Source organism: Chitinophaga sp. W3I9, assembly GCF_050434025.1.
In the GTDB taxonomy this organism is placed as follows: Bacteria; Bacteroidota; Bacteroidia; order Chitinophagales; family Chitinophagaceae; genus Chitinophaga.
Genome location: NZ_JBNPWC010000001.1, coordinates 509,846 through 526,783, shown reverse-complemented (window position 1 = coordinate 526,783; position 16,938 = coordinate 509,846). Strand labels below are relative to the sequence as shown.

Sequence of the window (16,938 nt, the reverse complement as noted above, 5' to 3'; positions counted from 1 at the left end):
GTCTGAATAGTACAGGAGACAGCTTGCAGTTGGATGATATCGTTTTTCGTTGACCGGCCGCCGCTCATTTTAAAGCCCGCGGCTATCAGCATAATGTATACTGGTGACCACGGGCTGTTATAGTTGAGCAATATATTAGAAGACAAAGGGAACCAGATCCCGGGCCCAAAGCAAAGTCGGCCCGACCGAGATATCATTTAGCGCGATTGTTTAATCTGGCTTTCCAGTTGATCGATTTTCTTTTGCATCCGGATCAAATGCAATGTCATTTCTTCCATTTTTTCCAGCAGCTTTCTGTTTATCTCACCCAGATCCTGGCCGTTTTCCGCAACGTCTTTAGCCGAAGGCATATCTGGTAAATGTTTATGCTCTTTCACAAACTTTTCGGTTTCGTAAAGCGGCATAATAGCATAGTTGTCACCAAACACATAATCCGGCCAGGGATTAGCCTGGGTTACTTTTACCCTTCTGGCGGCAATTGTGCCTTCCACAGCTAACTTGTTACTTTTGGGATCAACGGTACCTATACCTACGTTTCCTCCGCCAACTGCCATGATTATATCACCGGGAGAATTGGAATTTAGATATAATCTTTTATCAGAGCCGGCTGGATTAGATTCCAATACCAGATAACCTTCGCTGCTACCACGGATTCTTCCGCCAACGGCCCCGCCAAACGCAGTCCATTCGTTGTAGGCGTTACCCAGGATCGCCGCTATTTTTTGTCCGGCAATGGTATCCTTTGCTGTAGCAATAACATGTAGCGGAGCCCGGGGTGAATTCAAATTAATCCCCACGCGACCAGAGGGTTGCCATATACCATTGCCCGGTAACATTACTGTACCAGCAAATTTATTTAAATAGGTAATCTCCGTTTGGTTTAATGCACTTGGAGAAATGGCTTCGTCTACTACACTCCATCCCTGGTAGTTAACGGGAATGTCCTGTGGCATGCTCCTGGCAAAGGCCCTGATAGCAAAACGCTGGTAATAATCTTTACTGTTCATGAAAATAACCACTTTGCCCCCTTCATTTGCAAGGTACATTTGTGGCGTATAGGCGCCAAAAGAAGATGCCTGTACATTGGAGAAAGTACCGTTATAGATATAGAAGTTGATGATGAGCCCAATTGGCTGGGTAGATCCGAAATTATAACCTTCAATTATGATTGTGGGCATTTCTGCACCATTGGCATATGGTAAATTGGTTTTGATTTTGGTACCATTTACCGGTGTATTATTTCTGGCAAATGTTACAACCGTATCACAACAACCTGCGCTTTTGCGCTGCCAAGCAGGCAAACCAGGGAAAACAACAAGATAATTCTTTTCATATAGGGATTTAATTTAAGCGGGTAAACAACAGATTAACAATTCGCGAAATAATCGATTTTTATAAATTTAAATAGTTATTTAACAAGTATTTACAGTCTGTTTCGCCCAGTCAAAAACATTCGTTTTTATATTCTCAGGATTGAGAAATGGAAAAGTGATTGTTACGTGTTAACTTTGCGCTTCTTTTCGGTTCCGGACCAGGGAGCCTATGTTATTAATTTCTAATGTTTTCCATTCATGCAAAAGCAAATTAAATCAGCGCTGATCTCCGTTTTCTATAAAGATAACCTGGAGAACATTGTTAAAAAATTAGGTGAACAAGGTGTTACCATCTATTCTACCGGCGGTACCCAAAAATTTATTGAGGACCTGGGTGTGAAATGTGTAGCAGTAGAAGACCTGACTGCTTACCCGTCTATTTTGGGTGGACGTGTTAAAACCCTGCATCCTAAGGTATTTGGTGGTATTCTGGCCCGCCGTGATAATCCACAGGATCTGGAACAACTGAAGGAATACCAGATTCCGGAAATAGACCTGGTAATCGTTGACCTGTATCCGTTTGAGGAAACCGTAAAAAGCACGACGGTAGAACAAACCATCATCGAAAAAATTGATATAGGCGGGGTGTCACTGATCCGCGCAGCCGGCAAGAACTACAAAGATGTGGTGATTGTTGCTTCGAAAGATCAATACGCCGACCTCGAAAAGGTACTGACCGATAACAACGGCGCTACCACCATTGAAGATCGCAGAAGCTTTGCTGCCAAAGCGTTTGAAGTATGCGCTCACTATGATGTGGCGATCTCCCGGTATTTCCTGAATAATGAGCCCGGCGTAAATTTCCAGCTCTCTATTCCGGAAGGACAAGTGAACCGCTATGGCGAAAACCCACATCAGCGTGGTGTTTTCTATGGTAACCTGGATGAAATCTTTAACAAATTACATGGTAAGGAATTATCCTTCAACAACCTGGTGGATGTAGACGCTGCGTGCCAGCTGATCCAGGAATTTGAAGCGACTACCTTCGCTGTGATCAAGCATACGAACGTTTGCGGCATTGCTTCCCGTGGCACACTGAAAGAAGCCTGGGATGCAGCACTGGCAGGCGACAAGGAAAGCGCTTTTGGCGGCGTACTGGTAACCAACAGGGTAATCGACAAAACCACTGCCGAATCCATCAGTGAAATTTTCTTCGAAATCCTCATCGCTCCTGGTTTTGATGCCGATGCACTGACCGTGCTGCAGGCCAAAAAGAACCGCATCCTCCTGGAACAGAAACAACCGGTAAAGAGCAAATACATGTTTAAAAATGTATTGAACGGCGTTTTACTGCAGGACAGCGATAATGGTAACTACAAAGAATGGAACGAAGTAGGCGCCCGTCCTGCTACACCCGCTGAAAAATCTGACCTGGAGTTTGCCAACATCGTTTGCAAACACCTGAAATCCAATGCGATCGCATTAGTAAAAGATCAACAACTGATTGGTAAAGGATGTGGCCAAACCTCCCGTATCGATGCACTGCGCCACGCCATTGAAAAGGCCGGCCAGTTTAGTTTCGATCTGAAAGGTGCAGCAATGGCTTCCGATGCTTTCTTCCCCTTCAATGATTGTGTAAGCATTGCCCACGAACATGGCATTACAGCAGTAATCCAGCCTGGTGGCTCTATGAGGGATAACGACTCCATTGAATTCTGTAAAGAGCATGATATGGTAATGGTAATGACCGGCATGCGCCACTTCAGACACTAATCGTAATTATGGAATTTATAAGAGAAAGCACCGGAATTCCCGGTGCTTTCTTATTTTCATCTTATAATATTCAAAAAAAATAATAGTATTGTCGACTTGTAAATCAATATCATCCTAAAAGCCAAGGCCATAAGCGAATAGCTGCTACAAATGTCTTTTATTCAACAAAATATCATGCAGGATGCAGATGATGCCTGGTTGATCGGGGAGTTTAAAACCACCGGTAAACTGGATTTTCTTGCCGCCCTTTACCAGCGTTACATGAACCTGGCATATGGGGTATGCCTGAGATATTTTGATGAAGAAGCCAGCAAAGATGCCGTAATGCAGATCTTTGAGGAATTAATTATCAAGGTAAAGCAACACGAAGTCCAGAATTTTAAAAGCTGGTTGCATGTGCTTGCCCGTAATCATTGCTTAATGAAGCTGCGGGCAATGAAAAATAAGGAATCCCGGCAGGTATCTATTGATGATCACCTCGTTGTGGAAAACGGTGAAAACGGGCATCATGAAAACGGCGTATCACTGGAAGATAACCTGCAGAGTATGGAAAAATGCCTGGAAACTTTACCGGAAGAACAAAAACGCAGTGTAGACTTGTTTTACCTGAAAGAGAAGAGCTACCGGGAAGTGAGCGTTATTACAGGATATGAAATGAATAAGGTAAAAAGCTACATCCAGAACGGAAAGCGTAACCTGAAAATATGTATGGAACAACAAGATGACTGACAAGCGGCCACATATAAAACCGGAAGAACTCGCCGGGCTCATCCGCCAATACCTGGCGGGAGAGCTAGACGATAAAGCCATGCATGCCCTGGAACGCCAGGCCCTGGACGATCCGTTCCTGGCAGACGCGCTGGAAGGCTATGCACTGCATGCTCCGGAACAAACGGTCCACCAGGAAGATCTTGCCTCCAGGCTGTCGGAAAGGGTCGCGCCCAGAGGCCGCATCCGTCCCATGATTTACCGGGCCGCAGCAGCGGCAGCTATTTTATTGTTGATGTTTTCTGCAGGCTGGTTCCTTTGGAACCAACAGCGAACAGCACCTATTGCCAACGTAAGCACGCCGAAACCATCACCGGAGACGGCACCGGTATACTCCGAACATGGAGACACCGCCCCATCGGCGGTAAGTGCTGATCATCCCGCTAAAAAAATTATGCCTGCAACACCCGTTAAGCCGCTAACAGTTGAGAAGCAAGCAAAGGAAGAACAGGCAGCAGGAGCCTATAAAACAAAGCCCGACTTCAAAAGCGAAGCAGCAGATAAAACAATTTCTCTTGCAAACAAAAGAGTGTCTGACACAGCAGATATGTTTGGTGCTGTACCGGCCGCTCAGGCCGAACGCACGGACCAGCAGCGGAACTTTATTCCTCCTCCTTCTGCCGAAAAAGGGAAACAGATAATGATCAGGGGACGAAGTAAGATGCTGAATATACCGGACAGCCAGCATAACGCATTAAACGACGTAGTAGTAGTGGGTTACGGTGTGCAGAAGAGGAAAAATGTCACAGGGTCGGTGAGTGTGCTCAGACGCGACTCTGTTTTCAACTCCGGTACAGAGACTGTATTAGCCGGAAAAGTGGCTGGGGTAGAAGTCTCGTCCGATGATGCTGATAACACCGATTACCGGGAACCCGCTCCAATAACAGGAGAAACAGCCTTTGAAAACTATCTGAAAACCAAAACAGTTAACCCGGAAAATAAATACAGTGGTACAGTGCGTGTATCCTTCATCGTTATGCCGGATGGTAGCCTGCAAAACTTTAAAGTCATCCGTCATCTGAATGAGGCCTGTGATGCGGAAGCTATACGGGTAATCAAAGAAGGCCCCGCATGGACACCCGCTTCAGACGGAAAGCCCGCTAAAGTAAAGGTGAGGGTAAAGTTTACCGTGCAAAAAGATAAGTAGTTATTTCCGCTCCTTCCACTGCTGGTTAAAGGATTTAGACGCGAATACAGGCAGTTCCCTGTTATCTCCCCAGCTTTTGGCAAAGAATCTTCGCAGCAAGAAATTTTTCATTCTGCCGCTGGCCATGTTCATCATTTTACGGCTGGTACTCCCTTGTTTCCACATAAACCACGCAAATTTTTCTCCACCGGAAGTATAGTTTTCCCCTACGGCTTTCTGACGGTTATGCAGCAGCAGTTCATGCAGGTTAATGCGCACCGGGCATACTTCGGTACAGTTCCCACACAACGATGAGGCAAAACTCAGGTGCATGTAGGAATCCATCCCTTTGAGATGAGGAGTAATGACGGCGCCGATAGGGCCGCTGTAAGTGGCAGCATAAGAGTGCCCACCAATATTTTTATAAACAGGGCAGGCGTTGAGGCAGGAGCCGCAACGGATGCAGTATAAGCTTTCACGTGCAGTAGTATCCTGAAGAATGTTGGTACGGCCATTGTCCATCAGGATGACATACATTTCTTCCGGACCGTCTATTTCACCTTCCTGCCGGGGACCGCTGAAAATACTGTTGTAAGCGGTGATCTGCTGACCGGTACCATAGGTCGCCAATAAAGGCCAGAACAGGCTGAGGTCTGTAATAGAAGGAAGTACTTTTTCAATACCTACCAGTACGATATGCGTTTTGGGGAAAGCAGTGGTTAAACGTGCATTGCCCTCATTTTCCGTAACAGCAATGGAGCCGGTATCTGCTATAATGAAGTTGGCGCCGGTGATACCTATTTCGGCCTGAAGGTATTTGTGGCGAAGTTTTTCGCGGGCAACAAGGGTTAATTGTTCCGGAGTGAGACCGGGATCAGTGCCAAGTTTTTCCGCAAACAAGCGGGCCACATCTTCCTTGCTTTTGTGCATGGCCGGGGTAACGATGTGGTAGGGCGGCTCTCCGTCGAGTTGCTGTATGTATTCGCCGAGGTCAGTTTCTACACATTCGATGCCATTACTTTCCATAAAGGCATTCAGGTGTACTTCTTCGGTGGCCATCGACTTGCTTTTTACAATGCTTTTGCATTGTTTCGCCTGGCATATGGCCAGTATTTCCTGTTGTACCTGTTCCGCAGTTTCAGCCCAGATGACCTTGCCGCCGCGACGGGTAAAGTTTTGCTCAAATTCTTCCAGGTGATTATCCAGGTGCTCAATAGCTCTCCACTTGATATTCTTGGCCCTTTCCCTTGCGCCAGGTAAATCCGTAAACTGTTGTTTACCGGCCTTTACAGCTGTATTGTATTTGCCTATATTGAAGTTGATCGTCTGGCGGTGGCCGAGATCAGACGCTTTCTTTTCACTTTCTTCCAGAAAAGTAGATGCTGTTTGATGCATAAGCAAGCAATATTCCTAATTAAAGATAGTTAAATCCGAAAATGATTTACCCGTGTTCTTTTCTTGCGATGTTATCCAGCACTTCATAAAATTCCGTGCCGTATTTTCTGACCAAAGCATCTTTAAGGAAACGATACACTGGCACTTGAAGGGTTTTACCGTTCTTACACGCGGGTTTGCAAACCTCCCAGCGGTCATAATTTACTGCTTCAAATGTTTCGTACTTTTTAATACGGATAGGGTACAGGTGACAGGAAATCGGTTTTTTAAAATCAACCACACCATCATTGTATGCTTTCTCGATGCCACAACCTACTACGCCGTGATCGTCTATGGTTGCGTATGCACAAATACCTTTATTTACAATCGGGGTAACATATCCATACTCATCGTCGGTAGTATTGGTACCGGTGTGTTCAATTTCTTTGATACCATCTTCCCGCAGGTAAGATTTAATCTTCGGATAAATTTTCTTCAGGGTTTTGACTTCCGTTTTATCCAGCGGAGCCCCACAATCGCCCGCTACGCAACATGCGCCTTTACAGGCGGACAGATTGCATACGAATTGCTCCTCAATTACTTCGTCACTTATGTATTTATCGTCAATGATAATCATCTGGAATGCTCTTTTGCCTGAAATAACAGACAGACAATCTTATTTAAGACCACAAAGTTACAGCATTCAGGGCTTATCTCCAGCGCAGGGTTTCTACCATATGCCACATATCCTGTTCCAGGAACCGGTAAACGGGTGCGAGGGAATCTGCATTGGGTGTAACATCAAAATAAAGGGCGCCGCGCAGGAAGTGTTTTACGGAATCGGTAGCAAAGAATTGCTTTGAAGAGGCGGCATTACCACCTACTTCATAGAAGGTGCCGCTTACGTTATTAGCTGTATGGATCTTGTTTTCGTCGATGTATTCGGCCTTATAGGTATGCTTGTAGGTCATTTTAAAAGCATCGTCTACCAGTTTGCGGAAACTGTTGTTACCGGGGCCGATGATCTTGTAGCTCATATAAATTTTCCCGTTCAGGGAGGGGAAGTCAATATTGATCCAGTACGGGTTTTCCGGTGCTGCGCCAAAAAAGGAGGTGTCTTTGATGATATTGGCGTATGCCGGGTACTCAAATGTATAGGGGTATCCGGGCATATCGAAGGTGCGGTATTTTCTTTCCGGAAATTTCACCTGGAAATAGCCTCTGGGCTTTGGTGTGGGTACGTTTTCACAGGCGGCAAATATACACATCAGCCCCACGAGCAGGGTGAGGGCCTTTCCTTTAATCGCTGGCATTTTACGCTTATTTAGCAGGCAGTTACACTTTATCAGCTGCATCCGGCCTGATGGTTACCTGTACTTTCTGGATCCTCATTTTATTGACTTCCAGTACAGTGAAATCGAAGTTATTGTAGTTAATAACGCTGTTTTCTTCAGGAAATTTTCCGGCCAGTTCCAGTATAAGACCACCGAGAGAGTCACTTTCGCCTTTTACGGTTTCAAATGTTTCAGGGGAGATGTTCATGATGCGGCAAACGTCGTTCAGCATGGTTTTGCCTTCGAATACGTAAGTGAAGTTATCTACTTTGTTGTAGTTAAATTCTTCTTCATCAAATTCGTCTTTAATATCGCCGATTACCTCTTCCATGATATCTTCCAGGGTTACAATACCGGAGGTACCGCCAAATTCATCCACTACTACTGCAAAGTGCATTCGCCGGCTCTGGAATTCAGAAAGGAGGTCTTCGATCAGTTTATGGCCATGTACAAAGAAAGGCTGGCGCATTACTTCGTGCCAATCGAAGGTGTTGCCTTTGTCGAGGTGAGGCAGCAGGTCCTTGGTATGGATAACGCCTACGATGTTATCCAGGTTATCCTTATAAACAGGCAAGCGGGAATAATGCAGGTCGGCTACGCTTTTCACGATATCGCCGAAAGTGCTGTCATATTCCACGCCATTTACGTCCAAACGGCCGCGCATGATCTGTTTTACGGTAATATTGCCAAATTTCAGAATGCCTTTCAGGATATTTTTTTCCTCCTGGGAGGCGGTGGCGTCCACGCTCATTTCGATGGCCTCATCAATTTCGTGGTAATTAACCGGGCCGCTGCCACGGTGAAAGAAACGATCTTCAATGCTGGTGCTGAGGCCCACAAAAAAATCGCTGACCGGTTCCATGGTGGCATGTACACCGCTTACGAACCAGGCGAAATAGGTGGCAAAACGGATATTGTTTTGAGCTGCCCATACCCTGGGGAGTATCTGGCCGAAGAACAATAAGATGAGACAGATCGCGGAAATCCTTACCAGGAGGGATACTACCGGCAGTGTTTGCAGGTCTTCCATCTGGGTAACGAGGTAATTGGTGATCATAATAAAGGCGATCATGAGCAATATACCTGCAATTTGTAAGGAAGCGAGCAGTGATTTAGGTTTTTCCAGCAACCGGGTAATTAGTTTGCCGGAGGCGTTCTGGCGTGTTTTAAGCACATTCAGATCCTTGTGATTAAGGGAAAAGAAAGCTACTTCCGCACCGGAAACAATAAAGGTTAGCAGCAGCAGAATAAAAATAACAAGCAGAAATACCACCACGTTAGGGGCGCCAATTGGTGCGCTGGCTTGTAAAAAATAGGATACGTAGCTTGCCGAAAGGATGCCCAAGATGTTCAACTTTGATGTAATTAATCAAAAAATAGGGGAAAGTAATTCATGGAATTGCTTTCCCTGCACGCAAATATAAGTAATGTCCCTATATGGGATTACGTACATTCAAAACTTAATATTTTTTTGCAACTAAAAAGGCAGATCGTCTGCGGGTTCGTTCAGTGAAGGTGGTATTTCCAGTCCCGGAAAGCTTTCTCCACTGCCTGACCCTGTACTGCTATGGTGAGGTATGGGGTGATCTTGGTTGTTGAGGTCCATGCGTTTATCCAGCATAACCAGGTTATCTCCTACAACTTCGGTGGCAAATTTCTTATTGCCTTCTTTGTCTTCCCAGCTGCGGGTGCGCAAGCGGCCTTCAATATAAACAAGACTGCCTTTGTGCAGGTATTTCTGCGCCAGTTCGGCCAGTCCCCGCCATAGCACCACCGTATGCCACTCTGTTTGTGAAATGAGCTTGCCGGCTCTGTCCTTGAACGTTTCAGTGGTAGCCAGTGAAAATTTGGCTACTGCAATATTCCCTTCCAGAAACTGTACATCCGGATCTCTGCCCAAATTGCCTATCAGGATTACTTTATTAACACCTCTCATAGTTGTAGGTTTTTTTAGTCTATTGTTAAAAAGTTCTTCTTTTAATAAATAAACAACCTTCTTAAAGTTAATATTTTTTTCCAATCGATAGGGAAAAATTTCTTACTGGCAGCAGGTTAAGCCGGATTTTGTTACCAGGCACTATTCCTAAAGTGCCTTAACACTTAATGTATATTTTTATTCTCTATGCGTGTTCACTAGAATAATTGCAGGTGATTACTTTCCAGAAAAGTGGTGATGGTCTTGGGAAAGGCATAGCTATTCAGGCTGTTGCGGGGTACCAGGGTATACCCGGGGATGGCCGGCGCCTTCTTCACGGTGATGCTAATGAACTGGCTGTGAATGGTTTGATGGGTGAGTTGTTGCTTAAATGGAGCAGACACCCGGTCTATTTCGAAAGGCATTTTTCCCAGCAGCGGTTCAAAGGCTCCGGACGATTGCAGCGCGGTGATGTCCGACGGACCAGCTGTTTCAATGAGAACAAACTCATGCAGGTTTTGCCAGATATCGCTATCTGTTCTTTTGCGGATATATATACCTTCCTTATAATGAACTAGGAGATAATTGAAATATCTTTTTTTGATCAGGAGTTTTTTTGTTTTTACCGGGAGAAGTGGAACAAGTTGTTCATGCAGGGCCACGCATTTTTTGCGGAGCACACATTCCCCGCAAAGGGGCTGCTGGGGCTTGCATACCACTGCGCCAAAGTCCATGATACTCTGGTTATATTCAGCAGAGTGGCCTTGCGGCAGCAGTTCCTGGGCAAGCACATCGAACTGCTTCTTTCCCGCGGTGCTGTCGATCGGCGTTTCAATCCCGAAATAGCGGGAGAGGACCCTGAAAACGTTGCCATCCAGCACGGCGTAAGGAAGATTGAAGGCAAAAGAGGCGATGGCTGCGGCCGTATAGGGACCTATTCCTTTAAGCGCTTTAATCTGTTCATACTGGTCGGGGAACTTACCTTGATAGGTAGCCGAAATTTCCCTGGCGGCTGCCAGCATATTTTTACAGCGGGCATAATATCCCAGTCCCTGCCATAAACGGAACACTTCTTCATCCGGTGCGACAGCCAGTTTTTCAACAGTGGGGTAGTTTTGAATAAACCGCTCATAGTATGGCCAGCCTTGTTCTACGCGGGTTTGCTGGAGAATGATTTCAGATAACCAGATCCGGTAGGGATTTTTTTCACCCTTCCAGGGCATGTTGCGGGTATTCGTTTCCCGGTTCCATTCCAGTAATTTTTCGGTAAAAAATTGTCGGGGTGATATCATTTATATATTATTTTAATAAAATTATTTAGTATATTGATATGGCAAATGCTGTACAAAAACCCTATGAGGTATACCGGATACCTATTTCCGGGCCTGCAAATAAATATAATTTATCGCCAATACCAGTTATAAGAAAAAATGATAAAATTTATTTGCTTAAAATTCAGCAATTAGAATTTTTAAATTAACTTTGAGAGTAAAGTAATCCTCTCGCTTTCATATGAGAAAAGCTGATTTAATTAACAACATTGCTGAAAAAACCGGCATCCCCAAAGTTGATGTATTAGTCACACTTGAGGCCATGTTTAAAGAGGTGAAAGAAGCTCTTGCTAACGGAGAACATATTTATATCCGTGGGTTTGGAAGTTTTATCACAAAAAAACGGGCCGCCAAGATTGGGCGTAACATCAAGAAGAACGTAGCTGTGGAGATCCCCGAGCACTTTATTCCGGCATTTAAACCTTCGAAAGAATTTGTTGCTGAAGTAAAGAAGCTCAAAAGTTCTTAGTTTTGCAGCCTAATAATTTAGGCGATGCAAAAATCACAAGTTCTTCTGGTGGGTGCTGCGGTAGCACTATTGGTGATATTATTCGCCTTTGGCCGTACTGTGCCCCGGTCAGAAAAGAAACCTATGTCATCTGCCGCCCCTATGCAGGGTGGACAGGATGTAGCACCTATTGCCTTCTCCGAACTGCTGGAAACAGCTAAAGGGAAAATTCCTGCTGAAAAACTTTTACAGGTAAATACTATTGAAACAAATGTTGTCCGCGGGGATGTGAAAACCCAACAGATAGCCGCGTACCATCAATTGTACAACACCTGGGACAGCCTCAACCAGCTGCCCGTAGCCGCATATTATCTTGGCGAAGCCGCTAAGTTGGAAAATTCCGAAAAAAGCCTCACCTTTGCAGCCAATTTATTTTTGGCCCACTTGCAACATGCAGAAGATCCGCGCGTAGCAAAATGGGAAGCCCAGCAGGCAATCACTTTGTTTGACCAGGCGATACAATTGAATCCGGCAAACGATACGCTGAAAATATCACAGGCCATGGTGTACATGAACACCGGCGAACCTATGACCGGCGTAGCAAAGCTGAGAGAAGTCGTTGCAGCACACCCTGATAATATTGATGCACAGGTTACTTTAGCTAACCTGGCTATTACATCAGGTCAGTACGATAAAGCTATCGAAAGACTGGAAGGCGTTGCGAAGAACCACCCGGATAACGCAAAAGTGTTATTTGTGCTGGCAGAATCGTACAGAAGCAAGGGAGATAAAAAGAAAGCGATTGAACTGTTTGAAAAAAGCAAACAACTCATGACCGATCCGGAACTGAAGAAGGAAGTAGATAGTTATATTAAAAGTATTCAATAATATTATTTTTCAATCATTTAAAAAAGTATCAGCGTATGCCTTGCGGTAAGAAAAGAAAAAGACATAAAATTGCCACTCACAAGCGTAAAAAAAGACTGAGAAAGAACCGGCATAAAAGTAAGAAGAAATAATTACTCCAGTTTCCCGCCATTTATACTAACAAGGTATGCTCCCGGCGCGGTGGTCGGATAAAAATTTTCATATATCCTGCATGATTCTAGCATTTACTTCTTAAATTGCTATAGTCATGCAGGTTGTTTCCATAGATCCCGCAATTGAATTCTCCGGACATTACCTGCAGTGATCGCTGAACCCTTAAGCAATCCATTCATCACGAACGTGAAGAAATACGCTAACTTTATAGGTGAGCTATTGTTTTGGTATGCAGTAAGCTGTTCTTAAATAGCCGTGTGCATAGCATAAAGGTGAAGTTTTAAAGGTTAAAATTTTGGACGCTTGAATAAGGAACTTATTATAAATGCGGCTCCCACAGGGGTGGAAATTGCGTTACTGGAAGATAAGAAGCTAGTGGAGTTACATCACGAAAGTGGCAATCCTAACTTCTCAGTAGGCGATTTGTACCTGGGCAAGGTGAAAAAGCTGATACCCGGCTTAAATGCTGCATTTGTCGACGTAGGCTTTGAAAAAGATGCCTTTTTACATTACACGGATCTCAGCCCCTATATCCGCTCCATTCTTAAATTTACTTCAATGGCCATCAGCGATAAAACGCCCGATGGATTTGATTTTACCAAATTTAAAAATGAACCGGAAATAGTCAAGACCGGTAAAATTACGGATGTACTGGGCGGTAAACCCAATATCCTCGTACAAATTCTGAAAGAACCCATTTCTTCTAAAGGCCCACGCCTTAGCTGCGAAATTTCTTTACCCGGAAGATTTATAGTGTTAACACCCTTTAATGATATTGTTGCGGTTTCTAAAAAAATCCACTCCTCCGAAGAAAGAAAAAGATTGCAGAAAATCGTGGAAGCCATCAAAACGCCCAACTTTGGCGTTATTGTACGCACCGCCGCTGAAGGAAAGAAAACTGCAGAATTACACGAAGATCTGACCACCCTCGTTCAAACCTGGAAAAATATCCAGGCAAATCTCAGTGGAGGCGTAGCCCCGCAAAAGATCCTGAGCGAGCAAACCAAAACCGCCAGCATCCTCCGTGATCTGCTCAATGAGAGCTTTAACCGCATCGTTGTAAACGATAAAAATATCTACACTGACACCAAAACGTATATCCAAAAGATTGCGCCGGAAAAGTCTGATATCGTTAACTATTACAACAACGGTTCTCCCATCTTCGACAACTTCGGGATTACCCGGCAGGTGAAAGCCTCCTTCGGTAAAACCGTGAACCTCGACAGCGGCGTATATCTCATCATTGAAGCCACAGAAGCACTACACGTTGTAGACGTAAACAGCGGATACAAAAGCTCCAGCAACAACCAGGAACAAAATGCCCTCGCATCCAACCTGGAGGCAGCTGCTGAAATAGCCCGGCAATTAAGACTGCGCGATCTGGGCGGTATCATTATCATTGACTTCATTGATATGAAACTGCCGGAAAACAAGAAAGCTATCTTTGAAGCTATGGAGAAATTCATGGCCCAGGACAGAGCTAAACACACCATCCTGCCTATCTCGAAGTTTGGACTCATGCAAATTACCCGCCAACGGGTAAAACCTGAGATCACCATCTCCGTGGCAGAAGATTGCCCTACCTGCAGAGGAACCGGTAAAATCGGTGCATCCATGCTGATCCTCGAAGACATTGAAAAGAACCTGCAATACCTGCTTAATCACCAACACAAAGGCCTCACCATCCGCGTTCACCCCATACTGCATGCTTTCCTTACCAAAGGATTCCTGGCATCCAAACAATGGAAATGGTACTTCCAATATAAAAAATGGATCAAACTCAAAGCTGACTCCAATTACCATCTTACTGAATATCGCTTCTTTGACGCTAACGACGAAGAAATCAAATTATAAAAGAAAAGGTCCTGATACCATCAGGACCTTTTCTTTTTAATATCTGTAATCATCCCGGGCAGGACTGAAACTGTCGATGATCTTACAATCTTCCAACGCCCGCCCGCCATGCGGTGTATCCGGCGGAATCACCAGCGTATCATGCTGTTTCAGCGTATACTTCCGCCCGTCAAGGCTCATCTCAAAAGTACCTTCGGCTATATAAGTGATCTGCTCATGCGGATGCTGATGTACCGGCGATTCAAATCCCGCCTTTATCTCCCAGAAAGCCAATGTACTCTTACTGCCATGCACAAACCGGCCGTAATGCCCGGCAATCGTATTTTTTACAGGAATCGTATCCAGAGGAGCAGGTTTGTTCATTTCTATATCTTTTAGAGATTAAATATAACTGATACAGCAGATTTTAACAACGGTCTGAAGCGATAAGTACATATATTTCATACATTTACCACATAATACCCTTCTGATCCCAACAGTTTGATTGTCATGTTTGTTTTTAAGTAAATATTCAACATCCATTACGCTTATGACTATACGTCTCTATTCCTCATTGGCCTTACTGACACTAATTATTTTTGCTGCCTGTCAGCAGCAGAGCGGCTCCCGGAAAAGAACAAAAGCAAGAGATACTACTCACTATACCAAAGAAGAGTATATTGATCAGGCTCTCGACAGCAATTATGTAAATAATTTCCTGCAGTCACATTCATCGTATGACGCCTACGACGAATATATTCGCAACTTTTATCGCAAACGCGATTACCATTTTGCCTGGATTAATAAAGATGGTCTTACCGAACAGGCAGGCAACTTCATCAACATGATGAAGAACGATGCCGCCTATGGTATAAAAGATAGCAGCCTGATGAACCCTGACCTGCAAAGGCTCACAGATACCCTGCTGGTGAGTGATGTGGGGCTGAAACCCGGCGATACTGCTATTCCCCGCATTGAAATGCTGCTTACGGCGCAATTCTTTGCCTACGGAAATAAAGTATGGGGAGGACTCACCGCCGATTCCGCCAAGGACCTGGAATGGTTTATCCCCCGCAAAAAAATAGATATGGAGAGCCTGCTGGACTCTATGGTGAATAAAAAGAATAATGCTTTTGAAGACGACGAGCCGGTGAACAGGCACTATATCATGCTGCGTCAGCAGCTGAAAAAGCTGGCGCAGATTGAATCTTCCACCAAATGGGATTCTATTCGCACCACGCAGAAGAGCTTTAAAAAAGGAGACTCCTCCGAAGTTATCGCCGCCGTGAAAGAAAGGTTGAAAGCTTATGGCGACCTGAAAGAAGCCGATACCACCCGGCGGTTCACTGTTGCCCTGGACGCTGCAGTGCGTAATTTTCAGCTGAGAATGGGATTGAAAGAAGATGGCCTCATTAACAAAGGGGTACTGGATGCATTGAATACGCCCATACAGGACCGTATTCAAAAGATCCTGCTTAATATGGAACGTTTACGCTGGGTGCCATTAGAGCCCACTACAGATTACATCCTGGTCAATATCCCCCAGTTTAGAATGCATGTATATGATAAGGGAAAATTATCGTGGAGCTGTAACGTGGTAGTGGGCAAACCGGGCGCCAGCACGGTTATCTTCACAAAAGACCTGCGTTATGTAGTGTTCAGTCCTTACTGGAATGTACCTCCGGGTATCCTGGGCGGAGAAGTGCTGCCTGGCCTCAAACGTAGTGGCAGTGCTTATCTTGCCCGTCAGAATATGGAAATAGTGGGCGCCAGCGGTAAAGTTATTTCACCAGGCTCCATTAATTTCGCGAGGTATTCAGGCGCGAATTTCCCTTACATCGTTCGGCAAAAGCCTGGCGGTAAAAACTCACTGGGCAAAGTGAAGTTCCTTTTCCCTAATGAGTACAACATTTATCTTCATGATACGCCTGCACGTTACCTCTTCGGAGAAAACAAGCGTTCCTTCAGCCATGGCTGCATCAGGGTTGCGGAGCCTAAGCACCTCGCGGAATGGCTGCTGCGGGGAGATTCTTCCTGGACAGAAAAGAAAATTGATGAGGCCTTGAATGCAAACAAAGAGAAGTATGTGACGATAAAAGAGAAAGTGCCCGTGTTCATTGTATACTTCACCGCCTTTGTAGATAGCGATGGGCGGCTGAATTTCAGGGATGATGTGTATGGCCACGATAAGAAACTGGCCGCCTCTTTATTTGGTAAATAATAGGAAATGCAGCAGAGGGAACAACTGTTTCCTCTGCTGCATTGCTGTAAAGTTAAGCCCCTACTGCGATTACAGAGATCTCCACGTTTACGCCTTTCGGTAATCCAGACACCTCTACGGTTTCCCTGGCCGGAAAGTCGCTGGTAAAATAACTGCCATATACTTCGTTCACCTGCGGGAAATTTTTCATATCCGTTATAAAGATGGTGGTTTTTACAATGTGCTGGAATCCCAGCCCGGCTGCAGTGAGAACGGCCTGTAAATTCTTCATTACCTGGTGGGTTTCATCCACGATACCTGATTTGATCAGTTCGCCGGAAGCGGGGTCCAGGGCTATCTGACCGGATACATACAAGGTGTTACCTGCCTTCACAGATTGATTATAAGGCCCTATAGGAGCGGGCGCATTGTTGGTATTAATGATTTGCTTTTCCATGAAAACGAAAGTAAATAATAATTGA

The 16,938-nt window shown here is 44.9% G+C and carries 16 protein-coding genes; 7 read left to right on the top strand and 9 right to left on the bottom strand.

Annotation, left to right across the window (positions count from 1 at the left end; all coding sequences use genetic code 11):
- Positions 1-197: 197 nt before the first annotated feature.
- Positions 198-1,178, bottom strand: a complete 981-nt coding sequence (locus tag QFZ51_RS02325) for a hypothetical protein (protein ID WP_429042771.1) — start codon at positions 1,176-1,178, stop codon at positions 198-200.
- A gap of 393 nt (positions 1,179-1,571) precedes the next feature.
- Between QFZ51_RS02325 and purH the strand changes: the two genes are divergently transcribed.
- The 3 genes from purH to QFZ51_RS02310 all read left to right on the top strand — a co-directional run bounded on the left by purH (position 1,572) and on the right by QFZ51_RS02310 (position 5,001).
- Entirely contained in the window at positions 1,572-3,086 is a 1,515-nt protein-coding gene (gene purH, locus QFZ51_RS02320; protein WP_429042768.1) for a bifunctional phosphoribosylaminoimidazolecarboxamide formyltransferase/IMP cyclohydrolase, read from the top strand.
- A gap of 150 nt (positions 3,087-3,236) precedes the next feature.
- On the top strand, positions 3,237-3,815 hold the full coding sequence (locus tag QFZ51_RS02315; RefSeq protein ID WP_429042765.1) for an RNA polymerase sigma factor: 579 nt from the start codon (positions 3,237-3,239) through the stop codon (positions 3,813-3,815).
- Positions 3,808-5,001 (top strand): TonB family protein, encoded by a 1,194-nt coding sequence (locus QFZ51_RS02310; protein ID WP_429042762.1) that lies wholly within the window; start codon positions 3,808-3,810, stop codon positions 4,999-5,001. The genes QFZ51_RS02315 and QFZ51_RS02310 overlap by 8 nt, the downstream gene beginning before the upstream one ends.
- Here the strand turns inward: QFZ51_RS02310 and QFZ51_RS02305 are convergent, their stop codons facing one another.
- From QFZ51_RS02305 to mutY, 6 genes are all read right to left on the bottom strand, one after another.
- Positions 5,002-6,375 carry a LutB/LldF family L-lactate oxidation iron-sulfur protein gene (locus tag QFZ51_RS02305; protein ID WP_429042761.1) on the bottom strand — a complete coding sequence of 458 codons (1,374 nt, stop codon included), beginning with the start codon at positions 6,373-6,375 and terminating at the stop codon, positions 5,002-5,004. It lies immediately after the preceding gene.
- Between the two features lie 46 nt (positions 6,376-6,421).
- Positions 6,422-6,991, bottom strand: a complete 570-nt coding sequence (locus QFZ51_RS02300) for a DUF3109 family protein (protein ID WP_370908685.1) — start codon at positions 6,989-6,991, stop codon at positions 6,422-6,424.
- A 73-nt stretch (positions 6,992-7,064) separates the two neighbouring features.
- Positions 7,065-7,667 carry a hypothetical protein gene (locus QFZ51_RS02295; protein WP_429042759.1) on the bottom strand — a complete coding sequence of 201 codons (603 nt, stop codon included), beginning with the start codon at positions 7,665-7,667 and terminating at the stop codon, positions 7,065-7,067.
- 22 nt (positions 7,668-7,689) lie between these two features.
- Positions 7,690-9,042 carry a gliding motility-associated protein GldE gene (gene gldE, locus QFZ51_RS02290; protein ID WP_370908683.1) on the bottom strand — a complete coding sequence of 451 codons (1,353 nt, stop codon included), beginning with the start codon at positions 9,040-9,042 and terminating at the stop codon, positions 7,690-7,692.
- 123 nt (positions 9,043-9,165) lie between these two features.
- On the bottom strand, positions 9,166-9,624 hold the full coding sequence (locus QFZ51_RS02285; RefSeq protein WP_079471287.1) for a single-stranded DNA-binding protein: 459 nt from the start codon (positions 9,622-9,624) through the stop codon (positions 9,166-9,168).
- 197 nt (positions 9,625-9,821) lie between these two features.
- Positions 9,822-10,895: an A/G-specific adenine glycosylase gene (mutY, locus tag QFZ51_RS02280; RefSeq protein ID WP_429042755.1), complete on the bottom strand. Its 1,074-nt coding sequence runs from the start codon at positions 10,893-10,895 to the stop codon at positions 9,822-9,824.
- Positions 10,896-11,115: 220 nt separating this feature from the next.
- Here mutY and QFZ51_RS02275 point away from each other — a divergent pair, with 220 nt between their 5' ends.
- The 3 genes from QFZ51_RS02275 to QFZ51_RS02265 all read left to right on the top strand — a co-directional run bounded on the left by QFZ51_RS02275 (position 11,116) and on the right by QFZ51_RS02265 (position 14,277).
- Positions 11,116-11,403, top strand: coding sequence for an HU family DNA-binding protein (locus QFZ51_RS02275; protein WP_073084475.1), 288 nt, complete (start codon positions 11,116-11,118; stop codon positions 11,401-11,403).
- Positions 11,404-11,427: 24 nt separating this feature from the next.
- A complete protein-coding gene (locus QFZ51_RS02270) occupies positions 11,428-12,270 on the top strand; it encodes a tetratricopeptide repeat protein (RefSeq protein WP_079471284.1) in 843 nt (280 codons plus the stop codon).
- Between the two features lie 456 nt (positions 12,271-12,726).
- Positions 12,727-14,277, top strand: coding sequence for an Rne/Rng family ribonuclease (locus QFZ51_RS02265; RefSeq protein WP_079471283.1), 1,551 nt, complete (start codon positions 12,727-12,729; stop codon positions 14,275-14,277).
- Positions 14,278-14,313: 36 nt separating this feature from the next.
- Here QFZ51_RS02265 and QFZ51_RS02260 read toward each other — a convergent pair whose 3' ends face one another.
- Positions 14,314-14,640, bottom strand: coding sequence for a cupin domain-containing protein (locus QFZ51_RS02260; protein WP_370908680.1), 327 nt, complete (start codon positions 14,638-14,640; stop codon positions 14,314-14,316).
- A gap of 166 nt (positions 14,641-14,806) precedes the next feature.
- Between QFZ51_RS02260 and QFZ51_RS02255 the strand changes: the two genes are divergently transcribed.
- Positions 14,807-16,477, top strand: a complete 1,671-nt coding sequence (locus QFZ51_RS02255) for a L,D-transpeptidase family protein (protein ID WP_429042749.1) — start codon at positions 14,807-14,809, stop codon at positions 16,475-16,477.
- A gap of 52 nt (positions 16,478-16,529) precedes the next feature.
- On the opposite strand, the gene QFZ51_RS02250 is transcribed toward QFZ51_RS02255, so the two are convergent.
- Complete coding sequence (locus QFZ51_RS02250) at positions 16,530-16,913, bottom strand: RidA family protein (protein WP_370908678.1); 384 nt, start codon at positions 16,911-16,913, stop codon at positions 16,530-16,532.
- Positions 16,914-16,938 lie beyond the last annotated feature (25 nt).